We start from the raw sequence: 15,743 nt of genomic DNA, 5'->3' as shown, positions 1-15,743 counted from the left end.
TGTCGGGCGGCCTGGAAAGCGGAGATCGTGGGCGTCCTCGCAGATCCCAGCGATCCTCGCGGCCGCAGCTCGCGCGCTTCGTCGCCCCACTCGTCCTCACGATGGTCACCCTCGTCCTCCTTCTGAGACCGAGCGGACGACGTTCGAGGCCGCTGAGAGGGACTGGACGGCTCGAGCGGCGCCCGAAGCGTCGTCTCGGCTAGCAGTAGACCTCCTGGAACACTGCGACCGAGAGTGCGGCGACGTTCGTCATGACGCCCGACCCGTCGGTCTCCGACTTCACGGTCGCTGTCGTCGTCGCCGCGTCGTTGAAGACGAGTTCGAGACGGTCTTGTCCGTTCGCGCCCTCGACAGCGACATCGAGCGCCGCAACGACGTCGACGGGATCCGCCTGGGCGAGACCGGACAGATTGCACGTGTAGGAGACGATGGTCAGAACGTCCTCGTCCTGCGCCAGCTCCTTCGCTCTGCTCACGAGCGACTGATCGACATCGGCGAGGTGAACCGCCGCCGCCCTCGCCAGCGCCGCATCGTCTGCGCTGGCGGGGAGCGATCTGACCAACGGCCCGGACTCTGCGACCACGCCTTTCAGTACACGGATGCCGTCATCGGCGTACTGGCACGCGCAGAGCGTGAGCGCGGCGACGGTCGTGCCGATGAGGCCGATCGTCCGTCGTTGTCGTTTCTCGATCTTCACCGTCTGATCCGTTCTCTGGTTCGTCGCGTCCTCTGCGACCGTCGGCCGCGACCCGTGTCATCCGTCGACCGGATGGGTCGGCCCGGCTGCGATCGAAGTCGACGATCGCCTCGACCGGGAAGGGGTCGGAGAGCATCCGGACCAGCGCGGCACTAGCGTCCGGCTCCTGCGAGCTGGAAGTTCGGGCAGGACGAGAAGTCCTGGGTGGCGCTCGCTCACATGCCACTCGTGGTGGACGGCGATCGACGTCGCCGTGATGAGTGAAGAGTAGGGAGGGCGTCGCGAAGCGTCAATGCTCGGAACCTCCTTGCTGCCGATCACTACTGGCTCGGTGCTGCGGAGCCGGCCGGCGTCGCGCCGAACGGCGCCACGCGCGAACGGCCGCTCCTCAGGGGAAAGGACGCCGGCAACGGTCGTCGGCGATGCCCCTGGTCGCTTCCAGCCACGGTGACCGCGTCGAAGCGCAGCGCACCGGGCAGCGGAGAGCGGGCACACCGTCGGGAAGCTCGTCGTGGTTCCCTGAACCCGGTGCGGTGACCGGCCTAGGGTGGAGGCCCATGGACGAGACGACGCCCCCGGAACCCCGTCCGCGCGCGACGGGCCCCGAGCCCGAGCCGCAGGCGCCCGGGGCGGCTGGCGCCGTCCCTCCGCTCGGCGCCGACTCGGCGCTGCGCGCCATCCGCGACGTGGCGGCCGGTGCCGACCCGGCCGCCGAAGCGTTCGCGCTGTCGAACGACTACACGGACCGGCACCTCGAGCGTCTGCGTGCGTGGTGGGGCCGCCGCCGCGGACGAGGCGACTCGGACGTCTCCTGAGCAGGAGCGGCGCTTGGCCGATGCTGAGCAGCGGGTAGCGGCGTCAGAGCTGCGCCCGAAGGTGGATCCGCTCAGAGGTGCGGAGCCACCCGCTCGTCGAAGTCCACCGCGACCCGCGCCGCCACGGCCGCGTACTCCGCGTCCCACACGTCCTGGTTGAAGATCTCGACCTCGATGTCGCCGGTGTAGCCGGTGGCGGCCACCGCCTCCGTCAGCACGGTGAAGTCGATGACGCCGTCGCCGACGTAGTGGCGCGAGAGCAGCACGTCGGCGGCGAGCGGAGTGGCCCAGTCGCAGACCTGGTAGCTGGCGATGCGGTTCTCGGCGCCGGCGCGGGCGATCTGCGGGAGCACCTCCGGGTCCCACCAGGTGTGGAAGGTGTCGACGACGACTCCGACGGCCGCGGCCTCGAAGGGGGCGGCGAGGTCGAGGGCCTGCTTCAGGGTCGAGACGACGGCGCGGTCGGAGGCGTACATCGGGTGCAGGGGCTCGATCGCGAGCTGCACGCCGGCGGCGAGGGCGGCGGGGGCGAGCTCGGCGAGCGCGTCCTGCACCCGGGAGCGCGCGCCGACGAGGTCGCGGGAGCCGGCGGGCAGGCCGCCGGCGACGAGCACGAGCGCGGGGGCGCCGAGGGCGGCGGTCTCGTCGATCGCCCGGAGGTTCTCGGCGAGGGCGGCCCGGCGCTCGGGGCCCTCGACGGGTGTGAAGAAGCCGCCTCGGCAGAGCGACGAGACCCGCAGGCCGCTGTCGGCGACGAGGCGCACCGCCTCCGCCGGCCCGACCTCGGCCACGGGCTCGCGCCACAGGCCGATCGAGGCGTAGCCGGCGGCAGCCGTCACGTCGAGGGCCGTCGAGAGCGGGGCGTACTTGATGGTCGCCTGGTTCAGCGAGAGGCGCGGATGCGTCACACCAGCACCGTCCTCAGCGCGTCGACGCCGCTCAGCGACAGCAGCTGGGTCCAGCGGGCCGCCGCGAGGGCCGGGCGCTCGAGGGCGCCCGCCTCGGCGGCGAGCCGCACGATCTCGGACAGGTGCGGGAGCGAGCGCGCGGAGTGCAGGCCGCCGACCATCGAGAACGCCTGCTGGTGGCCGTTGAGCCACGAGAGGAACGCGACTCCGGTCTTGTAGTACTGCGTGGGCGCGGCGAAGATCTGGCGCGAGAGGGCCTCGGTCGGGCCGAGGATCCGGCGGTACGACTCCGCGTCGCCCGCGTCGAGGGCCTGGACCGCGGCGGAGGCGTTCGGCGCCACCGCGGCGAAAGCGCCCAGCAGGGCGTCGGAGTGGCGGGTGACGCCGTCAGCATCCGTGCCGCCCTCGATGAGGCGCACGTAGTTGAAGTCGTCGCCGGTGTAGAGCGTCGCCTCGCGGGGGAGGCGGGCGCGGACGGCGATCTCGGACTCCGCGTTCAGCAGCGACATCTTGATGCCGCTGACCGAGGCCAGGTTGTCCTCGATGATCCGGACGACGGTGTCGGAGGCGGTCGGCACGTCCGACGAGCCGAAGTAGCCGGCGAGCACCGAGTCGAAGGCCTCGCCGAGCCAGTGCAGCACGACGGGGCGCGAGGCGCGCGAGAGCACGGCGGCGTAGACGCGCTCGTAGTCGGCGGCCGACGACGCGGCGCGGGCGAGGTGCCTGCTCGCCATCACGACCACTCCGGCGCCCGCGTCCTCGGCGAACTCGAGCTGCTCGACGTACGCGTCGATGACGCGCTCGAGCGGGACGACGTCGTCGGTCAGCTGGTCGGTGTTGACGCCGACGACGACTGACGCGTTCACCGACGCGGCCTCGGCGGCGCTGCGGCGGATGAGCTCCTGCGTCGCGGTCCAGTCCATGCCCATGTTGCGCTGGGCGGTGTCCATCGCGTCCGCGACTCCGAGGCCCCACGACCAGACGTGGTGCCGGACGGCGAGGGTCGCGTCCCAGTCGACCTGCGCGGGGTGCCCGGGGACGTTCTCGCCGTGCACGAGCGGCACGACGTGCGCGGCGGCGTACGCGACCCGGGAGGCGAGCGGGGAGCGGGGGCGGACGAAGGCCGGAGCGTCGCCGACATCGAGCGGAGTCAGCGTGCCGTCGGGAGACAGCAGGGTGACGTCGGTCACTTCACGACCTCGACGGAGGCCAGCGCCTCGGCGTCGGCGGCGGCGTCGAGCGCGGCGACGTCGATGCGGCGGCCCTCGCGGGAGGACTCGAGGCCCAGCTCGGCGAGGCGGACGCCGCGGGCGCCGGCGAAGAAGTCGTACTCGTGCGGGGCGTCCTCGACCACGTGGCGGATGAACTGCTCCCACTGGGTCTTGAAGCCGTTCTCGAAGACGTCGTTGACGGGCAGCTCCTGCCAGTCCTGCGAGTAGTCGTGCTTCTCGGGGAGGTCGGGGTTCCAGGTGGGCTTGGGCGTCGCGACGCGCGGCTGCACCTTGGCGCCGAAGAGGCCGACGACGGCCGAGCCGAGGGTGCCGTCGACCTGGAACTCGACGAGCTCGGGGCGGTCGACGCGCACGGCCCAGGAGGAGTTGAGCTGCACGGTGATGCCGCCGGCGACGTCGAAGATCGCGTAGGCCGCGTCGTCCGCGGTCGCGGTGTAGGGCTCGCCCTGCTCGTCGACGCGGGTGTCGATGTGCGTGGTCGCCTTGGCGTAGACGCCCTCGATGGGGCCGAAGAGGTTCTCGAGCACGTAGTTCCAGTGCGGGAACATGTCGACGATGATGCCGCCGCCGTCCTCGCTGCGGTAGTTCCAGCTGGGACGCTGCGCGTCCTGCCAGTCGCCCTCGAACACCCAGTAGCCGAACTCGCCGCGGACGCTGAGGATGCGGCCGAAGAAGCCGGAGTCGATCAGGCGCTTGAGCTTCTGCAGGCCGGGCAGGTAGAGCTTGTCGTGCACGACGCCGTTCTTGATGCCGGCCGCCTTCGCCGCCTCGGCGATCTCGAGCGCCTCGGCGTACGACTCCGCGGTGGGCTTCTCGGTGTAGATGTCCTTGCCGGCCGCGATGGCCTTCTTGATCGCGGGCACGCGGGCCTTGGTGACCAGGAAGTCGGCGTAGATCGGCCACGCGGGGTCGGCGAGGGCGGCGTCGAGGTCGGTGGTCCAGTGCTTGAGGCCGTGCTTGGCGGCGAGCTCGGCGAGCTTGGCCTCGGAGCGGCCGACGAGCAGCGGCTCGACCTGCACGCGGGTGCCGTCCGAGAGCAGGACGCCGCCCTGCTCGCGGATGGCGAGGATCGAGCGGACGAGGTGCTGGCGGTAGCCCATGCGGCCCGAGACGCCGTTCATGATGATGCCGATGGTGCGGGGCGTGGTCGACTCTGACACGGTGAGCCCTTTCGATGGGGAGCTGGAAAGCGTTTACCGCATCGTATGCGAGGCGCGGGCGGCGGGCAACCGTTTTCCCGAGTGGTGCGGAGGCGGCGGCGAGCTTCGGCTCGTCAGAACGCATTCGGCTCGCGGGAATCGCGGGATTCCGCGAGCCGAACGTCTTTCTGCGAGCCGGAGGAGCCTCCGTCGTGAGGTTCGGCTCGTTAGAACGGCTTCGGCTCGTGGGAACCGGCGGATTCTGCGAGTCGAACCGGTTTCCGCGAGCCGGAGGTGGTCGCCGGAGGTCGAGCCGCCGGAGGCCGATGGCCCGAGGGGCCGTCGCGTCAGCGCCCGGGCGTGCTCTCGCGCACGACGACGGCGGTCGGCAGCACGACGGAGGAGTCGCCGTCGGCGCCCTCGTCGAGCGCCATCGCGATCGCGCGGCTCCCGATCTCGGTGAGGGGCACGGCCACCGTCGTGATCGCGGGGCTCACGTCCCGCAGGGTCGGGATGTCGTCGAAGCCCGCGACTCCGATGCCGGTGCCCGGCTCGACGCCGCGCGATCGCAGCGCGGAGGAGGCGCCGATCGCCATGACGTCGTTGACGGCGAAGACCAGGTCGATGTCGTCGGCGTGCTCGTCGAGCAGCCGGAGGGTCGCTGCGTGCCCGCCGTCGCGGGTGAAGGCCGTCTCGACGACGAGCGCCGGATCCAGGGTCACGCCGTGCGCGGCGAGGCCGTCGGTGAAGCCCTGCACGCGGTCGGCCGAGGTGAGCAGGGTCGCCGGTCCGTGCACGATCGCGAAGCGGCGGTAGCCGAGCGCGACGAGCTCGACGGCGAGAGCCTGTGCGCCCGCCCGGTTGTCGAGCTGGACGGTCGGGAAGGGCAGCGCGCGCTGGCTCAGCATGACCACCCGGCCGCCGGAGCGCTCGAAGGCCTCGAGCTCGGCGACGAGCGCGTCGCGGGAGGACTCGTCGTCGAAGCGGCTGCCCGCGAGCAGCATCACGCGCGGCCGGCCGCCGCGGAGGGTGCGCACCAGCTCGAGCTCGCGGAGCGGGTCGCGGCGCGTGACTCCGATCGTCACGACGAGACCGGCGGCCTCGGCCGCGGCGAGCACCCCGGAGGCGATGCTCGAGAAGTAGGGATCGGCGATGTCGCTGACCAGCAGGGCGACCGTCGAGGTCGTGCCCTTGGCCACGGCCTGGGCCGACAGGTTGGTCGAGTAGCCGAGCTTGGCGGCCGCGGCGACCACGCGAGCGCGGTAGGCGTCGTTGACCTTGCGGGCGCTGCCGTTGAGCGCGCGGGAGGCGGTGGCGAGCGACACTCCGGACTCGCGGGCTACGTCGTGCAGGGTCACGGCCGCGGTGCGATCCTTCGGTGCCATCGATCACTCCTCGGCGGGCTGCGTGCCCGCTCAACGGTCGTCATTCTGTCACTCCGCCGTACCGCGGGGGAAAGCGCTAGCCCTTCGCCGCGCCGGACAAAACTCCCGGTGCGGGCTGTTATTCGACAGGTGTCCGCGAAAGGCGGACGGCGACCGCCGCGAAGACCGTGCAGCCGAGGGCCGGCACGACGAGCGGCGCGAGCTGCCAGGTGACGACGACGGCGAGCAGCACGGCTACCAGCACGGCGCCCGAGCCGCGGAGGTCGCGGACCGAGCGAGCGGCCGACTCCTTCAGCAGGGGCACCCAGCGGGAGTCGGGCTGCCAGGCGGCGGAGGCCGTGAGCAGCACCACGAGTCCGGCCGCGAGGGCCGCCGCGCAGACCGCGCCGACGGCCGCCGCTCCCGGCAGTGTCCCACCTGCGACGAGCGCGAGGTCGAGCGCCAACGCGGCGGAGGCGAGGACCAGCCCGACCCCGATCGGGAGCGAGCGGACCAGGCCGGTGCGCGTCTCCGCCAGCGCCGTCGCGAGCGTCGACGGCTCGTCGAGCACGAAGCGGCGGAGGTGGCGCGCGCCGACCGCGAGAGCCAGCGGCAGGGTGACCAGCGGCAGTGCGAGCACCGTCACCAGCACTCCGGTGAACATCACCTCGGCGAACAGGGCGAACTTGTTCGCGGCCCCCGGCCAGCGCAGCGCGGTGCCGTCGGCGGCGGCCGCCCGGGCGTCCCGGGCGGCCCGGCGAGAGCGCGACGAGCTCATCCCTTGAGACCCTGCGTGGCGACTCCGTCGACCAGGAAGCGCTGGAAGATGATGAAGAAGATCAGCACCGGCAGCAGCGCGAGCACCGACACCGCGATGGTCGCGCCGTAGTCGGAGGCGGAGGTCTGGTCGTTGTAGACGCGCAGCGCCAGCGGCAGCGGCTGCTTGTCGGGGGTGTTCAGGTAGAGCAGCGGGCCGAGGAAGTCGTTCCAGCTCCAGATGAAGGCGAAGATCGACGAGGTGATCAGGGCCGGGCGGATCAGCGGGATCGTGATCGAGCCGAAGATCCGCAGGTGGCCGGCTCCGTCGATCCGGGCGGCCTCGTCGAGCTCGCGGGGCAGGTTGCGGATGAACTGCACCATCAGGAAGACGAAGAACGCCTCGGTCGCGAGGAACTTTCCGATCAGCAGCGGCCAGTAGGTGTCCATCATCCCGAGGGTGCGGAAGATCGTGTACTGCGGGATGAGCAGCACGTGCATCGGCAGCAGGAGCGTGCCGATCATCAGGGCGAAGTAGAGCGGACGACCGCGGAAGTCGAGCCGCGCGAAGGCGTAGGCCGCCATCGACGACGAGATGACGACTCCGATGACCGAGCCGATCGCCAGCACGGTGGAGTTGAGGAAGAACTGCCAGAGCGGCACGCCGCCGACTCCCGCGAAGACCTTCACGAAGTTGTCGATCGTCGGGTTCCGCGGCAGGAGGCCGGTCTGGCCGCCGAACTCGCTGTTGGGCTTGAACGCCGCGGCGCCCATCCAGACCAGCGGGTAGAGGACGATCGCGGTGAGCACGATCATCGCCGCGATCCAGACGATCGTCCCGGTCTTGGGGCGCTTGCGCCCGCCGCGACGGGTCGGGGCCGGCTCGGTCAGCGCCTGCGTGTCGGCCGAGGGGAGCGTGGTGTCGAAGGTCGTCATTTGGTGTCTCCCGAGTAGTGCACCCAGCTCTTCTGAGTCTTGAAGAGGACGAAGGCGAGGAGTCCGACGAACAGCAGCAGGACCCAGGCCATCGCCGAGGCGTAGCCCATCTGGTTGTTCGTGAAGGCACGGGTGTAGAGGTACACCGTGTAGAAGTTGGTCGCTCCGGCGGGGCCGCCGGTGCCGTTGCCGATGATGTACGCCGAGGCGAAGACCTGGAAGGCGTTGATCATCTCGAGCAGCAGGTTGAAGAAGATGACCGGCGAGAGCATCGGGAGCGTGACGCTGCGGAACTTGCGCCAGGGTCCGGCGCCGTCCATCATCGCCGCCTCGTAGAGCTCGGCCGGGACCTGCTTGAGGCCGGCGAGGAAGATCACCATCGGGGCGCCGAACTGCCACACCGCCAGGATGATCATCATCGGCAGGATGAGGGCGGGAACGCCCACCCAGCCGCCGATCTGGATGCCGAAGATCTGGAGTCCGGAGTCGACGGGGCCGTCGGTCGAGAACATCGCGCGCCAGACGATGGCGATGCTGACGCTCGCGCCGATCAGCGACGGTGCGTAGAAGGCGGAGCGGAAGAAGCCGGTGCCCTTGGCGCTGTAGTTGAGCAGCATCGCGACGACCAGGGCGGCGGCGAGCTTGACCGGCGTCCCGATGAAGACGTAGGCGAGGGTCAGCTGCACCGACTGGATGAACTTCGGGTCGCCCAGGAGGCGCTCGAAGTTGGCCAGCCCCACCCACTCGGGCGAGGTGAAGAGGTTGTAGTCGGTGAACGCGAAGTAGAGGGACATCAGCATCGGGCCGAGCGTGAGCCCGACGAAGCCGATGAGCCACGGCGAGAGGAACACGTAGCCGGCCAGGGTGTCCCGCTTGGGGCGTCGCCGCGCTTCCCCACCGGCCGGACGAGGAGTGCTCGTCCGGCCGGCGGTGGGCGCGACGCGACCGTCTGCGGCGGTGCCGCTCGGGGTCGACGTCGTCGTCATGAGATGCCTTTCCTGGCCTGGGGGATCGATCAGTTGTCGAGCGTGACAGCGGTCTCGTCGAAGAACTGCTGCACAGCCTCGTCGACGCTCACGGCACCGAGGCCGAGGCTCGTGCCGAGGTCGAGGAAGTTGGCCTCGATGGCGCCGTAGCCGGCGACCGGAGCGGCCGGGGCCTCGCCGATGCGGTCCTCGACCGAGTCGAGGTAGTCGGCGACCTGCTTGTCCGGGCCCTCGAGGTTCGCACCCGCGAGCTGCTCGGAGGAGGCGGGGATGCCGAGGGTGGCGCCGAAGATCTCGCCGACCTCGGGGCTGTTGATCAGGAAGTCGAGGAACGTCGCGGCGGCCTCGGGGTGCTCGGTGGCCGAGGAGATCGCCTGCATCAGGCCGACCTTCTGGTAGAGGTCCTGCGAGCCCTCGTCCGCGGTGGGAGGAGCGGTCATCACGATCTCGGAGGCGCCGCTGTCGCCGATGTAGCCGCCGAGGAAGTTGCTCCAGCTCATCTCGCTGGTCGCGATGCCGGCGCCGAAGCCCGACTTGGGCAGCAGCTCCTGGAGGCGCGCGGCCGGCACGCCGGTCGTGGTGCGCATCTCGTCGCCCTGCTCCCAGAACGACGCGAGGTCGTCCTCGGTGAAGGCGAGCTCGCCGTCCTCGGTGAACAGCTCCTTGCCCTCGGCGCGCAGCTGCAGCTCGAAGTTCTGGATGCGGCCGGTGTAGTCGGTGCCTCCGTAGACGGCGCCGCCGGTCTTGGCGGTGACGTCGGCGACGTAGGCCGCGTAGTCGTCCCAGCTGCCGCCGCCGGGGTAGGGCTCGAGGCCGTTGGCCGTCAGGAGGTCCTGGTTCTGGAAGATCGCCCAGGCGCTGTAGCCGGTGGGGATCGCGTAGGTGGCGCCGTCGAGCTCGCCGGTCGCGAGGAGGTCCTCGGAGATGGTGCTCTCGTCGACCGCGCCGCCGAAGTACTCGGACAGGTCGCCGAGCAGGCCGTTGTCGCCGTACTGGCGGAGGTAGGTGTAGTCGAACTGCATCACGTCGGGCAGTCCGCCACCGGCGGCCTCGGTCTGGCGCTTCTCCCAGTACCCGCCGTAGTCGGTGAACGTGGAGTTGATCGTGATGTTCGGGTTCTCCTCCTCGAACAGCGCGATGGCCTGGTCGTAGCGGGCGGCCCGGTCGTCGTTGCCCCAGAACGTGTAGTTCAGGGTGATCTCTTCGTCGGGGTCGAGCGTGGCCGAGGCCCCGGAGCCTCCACCGGAGCAGGCGGTCAGTCCGAGTGCTGCAGCGGCCATGAGGGCCACTCCTGCGACGCGGGTGCTGTGTGTGCGGAACATCTTCGTCCTTTCGAGAACATCATTGTTTCGAACCCCCGACGTCTCGATGAAACGTTTCGGGAAAGCGTTTGCCCTAAAGTACGTCGCGAGTATCCGCGCGTCAAGCCGCGATCGCACGGCGGGTCGGGGGGCTGTGCGATCCCAGGCCCGGCGACTCAGTCGGAGGAGCAGACGAGGACGCCGTCGACCACCGTCAGCACGGCCGAGCGGACGTGCGATCGGCGCCGCGACGCAGTCGCCGGCATGTCGGCGAGCTCGCTGCCGTCCCACTCCGGATGCGTGAAGTACACGATGAGCGCCCGCTCGCCGCCGAGCTCGACGACATCGGCGTGCCGGCCCGAGACGGCCCGGCCGTCGACCTGCTCGGGGCGCACCAGGATCAGGCCGTCGTCGGCGCTCTGCCGTCGCCAGCCGGCGGTGCCGTCGGGGGAGCGGTGCACGGCGAGTCCGCGCCACTCGTCCACGACCATCCAGAACCACCCGCCGAGGCGGAACACCTTCGGCCCCTCGTGCGGGCGCCCGCCGATCGCGACGCCCTCGACACGCCAGGAGGCGGGATCGGCGGGGTCGTCGCTGACGGCGACCCCGGTGGTGGAGTCGCGGTGCTCGTCCTTGAACCAGAGCCGGTGCAGGCCGTCCCCGGTGCGGGCGACGGCGGCGTCGATCACGCGATCGGAGCCGAGGTCGATCTCGCCGCGCAGGCGCCACTCGACCAGGTCGTCGCTGTCGAACTGCGCGATCGCGGCGCGGCCGGTCCAGTCGCCGGGGATGCCGTCGATCCGGGTCACGTACATCCGCCAGCGGTCGCCGATCCTGACGACGTCGGGCGCCCAGAGGGTCGCGCGCTCGGCGGTGAGGCCCTCGTCGAGCCCGCGGACGGTGCCGCGGTAGCGCCAGGTCGCGCCGCCGTCGGCCGAGGCGGCCATGCCGATCCGGCTGCCGTGCACCCACTCGACGCCGGGCAGATCGAGCGACGCGCGGCGCTGGGTGTAGAGCAGCAGCCACTCGCCCCGGACGGTGTCGGCGACCAGCACCGGGTCGGCCGGGCCGTCGAAGACGGGGTCGCGGTAGGGCTCGGCGAAGGCGTCCTCGCGCAGCGGCAGCGGTGCCGTCACCGCAGGACCGCCGCGATCCGCTCGGCGTCGAGGGCGCCGTCGGCCAGCAGCACGCGCCAGCCCCAGGCAGCGGGGCCGTCGAGGGGCCACTCGTCGTGGAAGAACGGGGCGGCGCAGAGCATCGGCGTCGGCTCGGTGCGCACGAACCAGGGCGACGGAGTGACGGGGTTCGTCGCGGAGGCGGCGATCGCGACGGTCGCGGCGCCGGTCGCGAGGGCCAGCCACGGGGCGGACGCACCCCGGGCCGCCTCCGCCGTCGTCTCGCCGGTGGGCGAGAGCACTCGCGCCTGCGCGAAGTCCGGCGCCAGGCGGAGGAACAGCCCGCCGTAGCCCGCGTCGGCGCGGCCGGCGGTGGTCGGCGATCCGAAGCGCAGGCCCGGCACCCCGGGGGTCCACTCGCTCGCGATGTCCAGCACCGCGACTCCCGCCGCGGGCAGGCTCACCTCGTGGCGCCGCCGCTCGCGCAGCAGCAGCCGGCCGTCGGCGGCGAACCAGCCGAGGTCGAGCGCCGATCCGCTCTGCCCGAGGACGCGCTGCGAGCCGTTGTTGTCGAGCTGACGGTAGCCCTCGCCGGTGACCCAGGTGACACCGCCCCAGAGGTTCGCGTCCGGAGCCTCGTCGCCGACGCGGAGGTTCGCGACGGTCAGCGAGAGGCCGAGGTGCCAGTCGTGGTCGGGCGGCCGGAGGTCGGAGACGACCACGCCGCCCGGCGTCCGGACCGGGTGCAGGTAGGGCCGGGGCGAGTCGCGCGCCGGAGTCGCGGGGTCGTCGAGGACGAGCGTCGCGATGCCGTCGCCGAGGATCACGGTCGCGCCTCGAGTCGCAGGTCGACCACCTCGGCGCGCACCGCCGTGCGCAGCGACGGGTCGGCGCGCAGCTCCTCGATCCGCACGGCCGCGCCCCGGCGCGACGAGAGGTAGAGGGCGGCGACGATCTCGAGGGAGCGGGTCGGGGCGTCGGCGACGTCGGGCAGCGGGCCGCCCGCGCGCAGGGCCGCGTAGACGGCGTCGAGGTAGGGCTCGTGCCCGCTCGCCACCTCGTCGTCCGGGAACGCCCAGGTCGCGACCTCCTCGGCGCCGACGTGCGGCGCAGGTGTGATCCGCCAGTGGGCGTGCCCGTGGCCGTAGAGGTGCTCGAGCTCGATCGTGGCGCGCTCGGTGTCGATCCGGATCGAGCTCGACTGGCGCGGCGAGACGGCGCTGGTGAGCACCGACGCGACGACGCCCGAGGCGAAGCGGAGCACGGCGGTGGAGACGTCCTCGGTCTCGATGTCGCGGCCGAGGCGCCAGGCCTGGCCGGTCACCTCGTCGACGTCGCCGAGCAGGTGCGCGAGCAGGTCGAGCTGGTGGATGCCGTGCCCGAAGGTGGTGCCGCCGCCCTCGGTGTCCCACCGGCCGCGCCACGGGACGGCGAAGTACTCGTCGTCGCGGTACCAGAGGGTGTCGCAGCGCGCGACGAGGGGGCGGCCGAGCGCGCCGGAGCCCAGGAGGCCGCGCACGTGGGCGGCCGCGGTGCCGGTGCGCTGCTGGAACACCACGGCGAGGCGGCGACCCGCGCGCTCGGCGGCGGCGAGCATCCGGTCGACCTCGGCGAGCGAGAGGGCCGGCGGCTTCTCGACGACGACGTGCGCGCCCAGGGCGAAAGCGGCCTCGGCCTGCTCGGCGTGCACGCCGGGCGGGGTGCAGAGGTGCAGCACGTCGACCTCGGGCAGGTCGGCGAACGAGGTGCCGGAGGCGGGGACGCCGTGCTGCGCGGCGAACGTGCGCGCGCGCTCGGCGTCCGTGTCGATGGCCGCGACGATCCGGGCGTCGTCGCGACCGGCCAGTGCGGCCGCGTGCAGGTGGGCGACACCGCCCGTGCCGATGATGCCCACTCGGAGCGGCGGGAGGGTGTCGGCGTCCATGTGCGTCCTCGCGATCCAGGGCGACGGCGCGTGCCGGCGCTCTGAGGCACCCTAGCTCGGAAAACGCTTGCCCGCCATCGGGACAGCGAGTAGCCTCGCCTGCGACCACGCCGAGGGAGCCGCCTGTCGGGTGCGTCGAATCGGAGACGTCCACTCGTGAGAGAAGCCCGCCCGTCACTCGCGCCGATCGAGATCGACCGCCGCCGCCCCGCCCGGTCCTCGCTCCGCCTGCTCGGCCGCTACCGCGGGCGGATCACGGTCGCCGTTCTCTTCTTCGCTGTGAAGGACACTCCGCTCTGGCTGCTGCCGGTGGTGACCGGGGCGATCGTCGACGTCGTCGTGGCCGGCGGCCCCTCCTCGACGCTCTGGCTCTGGACGGCGATAGCGCTCGTCGCGCTGCTGCAGAACTACCCGAACCACGTGATGTACACCCGGCTCTACATGAGCTCGGTGCGCCAGACCGGCAAGGACCTCCGCAACGCCCTCGCGGCGCGGCTGCAGAACCTGTCGATCGGCTTCCACACGCGGGCGAGCTCGTCGATCGTGCAGACGAAGGTCGTCCGCGACGTCGAGAACATCGAGACGATGCTGCAGCAGGTCGCGCATCCGCTGCTCTCGGCCGTGATGGTCGCGGGCGGCGCGCTCGTGATGACGGCGCTGAACGTACCCGAGTTCCTCCCCGTCTACGCGCTGGCGATCCCGCTCGCGGTGCTGCTGCGCGCCTTCCTGACCAAGCGCTCGCGGCACGGCAACGAGGTGTTCCGCCGCGAGGTCGAGCAGTTCTCGGCGCGGGTCGGCGAGATGGCCACGCTCATCCCGATCACCCGCGCGCACGGCCTCGAGAGCACGGCCGTCGACCGGGTCGCGGCCGGAGCCGAGGGCGTGCGCTCGGCCGGCTACAGCCTCGACCTGCTGAACGGGCGCTTCGCCTCGCTGTCGTGGGTGGGCCTGCAGCTGCTCGGAGTCGCGTGCCTCGTGGCCGCGGCGTGGGCGTCGATCAGCGGCTGGGTCCCGATCACCGCCGGGCAGGTCGTGCTGCTCAGCTCCTACTTCGCGCTGCTCACCGGAGCCGTCACGAACCTCCTGATGCTCTTGCCGATCATCGCGCGCGGCACCGAGTCGGTGCGCTCGATCGGCGAGCTGCTCGAGGATCCCGACCTCGAGCACAACGCGGGCAAGGCGCACGTCGACGACCTGCGCGGCGCGATCCGCCTCGACCACGTGGGCTACCGCTACGACGCCGCGACGACCGCGATCGACGACGTGTCGCTCGACGTCGCCCCGGGCGAGACCATCGCGTTCGTCGGCTCCTCGGGCTCGGGCAAGTCGACGATGCTCAACCTGGTGCTCGGCTTCCTCCGGCCCACGAGCGGACGCATCCTGCTCGACGGGCGCGACGCCGAGTCGCTCGACCTGCGCAGCGCCCGCCGCTTCGTGTCGGTCGTGCCGCAGGACTCGGTGCTGTTCGAGGGCTCGATCCGCGAGAACGTGGCCTACGGACTCGGCACGGTCGACGACGACCGGATCCGCGCCGCCCTCCGCGACGCGAACGCGCTCGACTTCGTCGACGCGCTGCCCGAGGGCTGGGGCACCGTCGTCGGCGAGCGCGGGGCGCGGCTCTCGGGCGGGCAGCGCCAGCGCATCGCGATCGCCCGCGCGCTGGTGCGGAATCCGCGCGTGCTCGTGCTCGACGAGGCGACGAGCGCGCTCGACCCCGAGTCGGAGTCGCTCGTGCGCCAGGCCCTCGAGCGGCTGATGCGGGGGCGGACGACGCTCGTCGTGGCGCACCGGCTGTCGACGATCCGGTCGGCGGACCGCATCGTGGTGCTCGAGCACGGCCGGATCGTCGAGATCGGCTCGCACGCCGAGCTGCTCGCGTCCCGCGGCCGCTACGCGACCCTGCACGCGGTGCAGGCGGGGAGCTGAGCGGCGGTCCGGTCGCGCGGAGCCTCACAACGAAGGCTGAGCGCCCCGATTCTGCGAATTCTCGTCGATCCGGGGCGTTCAGCCTCATCTCTGAGGCTGGACGGCGGTTTCGCGGGCGGTCCCTCCCTCGCTGATCGAGCCCGCAGCCCGCGGAGCGGGCGTATCGAGATCCGCATCCGTCAGAAGGCCGGAGCTGAATCCCGATCTGCGGAAGCTGGTGGGTCTCGATACGCCGCCTGCGGCGGCTACTCGACCAGCGAGCTAGCGCGGTCTCCTAGGAGACGAGCCCCCCCCTGTGGGTGGTCTCTTCCTCGCTGATCGAGCCCGCAGTCCGCGGAGCGGGCGTATCGAGATCCACGTCCGTCGGAAGGCCGAGGCTGAAGGCGCACCTGCTGACGCTGGTGGGTCTCGATACGCCCCTACGGGGCTACTCGACCAGCAGGGAAGGAGACCAGCGCGGACTTCTCCCTCATCGCAAAGACGCGACGCGGCTTCGCCGCTCGACAACCCCTGCGGGCTCGACCAGCAGATGAATCGATCATTTTCGATCATCAAAGATGAATCGACGGACATCATTCGTCTGTACCACTGTCCTCCATCCGACTCGGCTCCTCGAGAAAGTCCTGGTCGCTCCCATTGCCTCG

14 protein-coding genes are annotated in these 15,743 nt (G+C 71.6%); 2 read left to right on the top strand and 12 right to left on the bottom strand.

The window, feature by feature from the left end:
• Nucleotides 1-199: 199 nt before the first annotated feature.
• Nucleotides 200-697 (bottom strand): hypothetical protein, encoded by a 498-nt coding sequence (locus GRS96_RS18705; protein WP_159989179.1) that lies wholly within the window; start codon nucleotides 695-697, stop codon nucleotides 200-202.
• 557 nt (nucleotides 698-1,254) lie between these two features.
• Here GRS96_RS18705 and GRS96_RS18700 point away from each other — a divergent pair.
• Entirely contained in the window at nucleotides 1,255-1,512 is a 258-nt protein-coding gene (locus tag GRS96_RS18700) for a hypothetical protein (protein WP_159989178.1), read from the top strand.
• A gap of 71 nt (nucleotides 1,513-1,583) precedes the next feature.
• Here GRS96_RS18700 and GRS96_RS18695 read toward each other — a convergent pair whose 3' ends face one another.
• The 11 genes from GRS96_RS18695 to GRS96_RS18645 all read right to left on the bottom strand — a co-directional run bounded on the left by GRS96_RS18695 (nucleotide 1,584) and on the right by GRS96_RS18645 (nucleotide 13,173).
• Nucleotides 1,584-2,420 carry a sugar phosphate isomerase/epimerase family protein gene (locus tag GRS96_RS18695; RefSeq protein WP_159989177.1) on the bottom strand — a complete coding sequence of 279 codons (837 nt, stop codon included), beginning with the start codon at nucleotides 2,418-2,420 and terminating at the stop codon, nucleotides 1,584-1,586.
• Nucleotides 2,417-3,610, bottom strand: coding sequence for a dihydrodipicolinate synthase family protein (locus GRS96_RS18690; RefSeq protein ID WP_159989176.1), 1,194 nt, complete (start codon nucleotides 3,608-3,610; stop codon nucleotides 2,417-2,419). Before GRS96_RS18690 ends, GRS96_RS18695 begins: the two co-directional genes overlap by 4 nt.
• Nucleotides 3,607-4,773 (bottom strand): Gfo/Idh/MocA family protein, encoded by a 1,167-nt coding sequence (locus GRS96_RS18685; protein ID WP_159853301.1) that lies wholly within the window; start codon nucleotides 4,771-4,773, stop codon nucleotides 3,607-3,609. The genes GRS96_RS18690 and GRS96_RS18685 overlap by 4 nt, the downstream gene beginning before the upstream one ends.
• A 365-nt stretch (nucleotides 4,774-5,138) precedes the next feature.
• Nucleotides 5,139-6,176 carry a LacI family DNA-binding transcriptional regulator gene (locus GRS96_RS18680; RefSeq protein WP_159989175.1) on the bottom strand — a complete coding sequence of 346 codons (1,038 nt, stop codon included), beginning with the start codon at nucleotides 6,174-6,176 and terminating at the stop codon, nucleotides 5,139-5,141.
• 118 nt (nucleotides 6,177-6,294) lie between these two features.
• Nucleotides 6,295-6,933 carry a hypothetical protein gene (locus GRS96_RS18675; RefSeq protein WP_159989174.1) on the bottom strand — a complete coding sequence of 213 codons (639 nt, stop codon included), beginning with the start codon at nucleotides 6,931-6,933 and terminating at the stop codon, nucleotides 6,295-6,297.
• Complete coding sequence (locus tag GRS96_RS18670; RefSeq protein ID WP_159989173.1) at nucleotides 6,930-7,847, bottom strand: carbohydrate ABC transporter permease; 918 nt, start codon at nucleotides 7,845-7,847, stop codon at nucleotides 6,930-6,932. Before GRS96_RS18670 ends, GRS96_RS18675 begins: the two co-directional genes overlap by 4 nt.
• Nucleotides 7,844-8,833, bottom strand: coding sequence for a carbohydrate ABC transporter permease (locus tag GRS96_RS18665; protein WP_159853042.1), 990 nt, complete (start codon nucleotides 8,831-8,833; stop codon nucleotides 7,844-7,846). Before GRS96_RS18665 ends, GRS96_RS18670 begins: the two co-directional genes overlap by 4 nt.
• Nucleotides 8,834-8,862: 29 nt before the next feature.
• Nucleotides 8,863-10,155 (bottom strand): ABC transporter substrate-binding protein, encoded by a 1,293-nt coding sequence (locus GRS96_RS18660; protein WP_159853041.1) that lies wholly within the window; start codon nucleotides 10,153-10,155, stop codon nucleotides 8,863-8,865.
• A gap of 155 nt (nucleotides 10,156-10,310) precedes the next feature.
• Nucleotides 10,311-11,270 (bottom strand): family 43 glycosylhydrolase, encoded by a 960-nt coding sequence (locus tag GRS96_RS18655; protein ID WP_236553668.1) that lies wholly within the window; start codon nucleotides 11,268-11,270, stop codon nucleotides 10,311-10,313.
• Complete coding sequence (locus GRS96_RS18650) at nucleotides 11,267-12,076, bottom strand: DUF6807 family protein (protein ID WP_159989172.1); 810 nt, start codon at nucleotides 12,074-12,076, stop codon at nucleotides 11,267-11,269. Before GRS96_RS18650 ends, GRS96_RS18655 begins: the two co-directional genes overlap by 4 nt.
• Nucleotides 12,073-13,173, bottom strand: coding sequence for a Gfo/Idh/MocA family protein (locus tag GRS96_RS18645; RefSeq protein WP_159853039.1), 1,101 nt, complete (start codon nucleotides 13,171-13,173; stop codon nucleotides 12,073-12,075). Before GRS96_RS18645 ends, GRS96_RS18650 begins: the two co-directional genes overlap by 4 nt.
• A gap of 156 nt (nucleotides 13,174-13,329) precedes the next feature.
• On the opposite strand from GRS96_RS18645, the gene GRS96_RS18640 reads away from it, so the two are divergent.
• Nucleotides 13,330-15,099: an ABC transporter ATP-binding protein gene (locus tag GRS96_RS18640; RefSeq protein ID WP_204162113.1), complete on the top strand. Its 1,770-nt coding sequence runs from the start codon at nucleotides 13,330-13,332 to the stop codon at nucleotides 15,097-15,099.
• Nucleotides 15,100-15,743 lie beyond the last annotated feature (644 nt).

Source organism: Rathayibacter sp. VKM Ac-2803 (assembly GCF_009807175.1).
In the GTDB taxonomy this organism is placed as follows: Bacteria; Actinomycetota; Actinomycetes; order Actinomycetales; family Microbacteriaceae; genus Rathayibacter.
The sequence above is the reverse complement of the archived record's forward strand: the minus strand, read 5'-3'. Positions and strand labels throughout refer to the sequence as shown.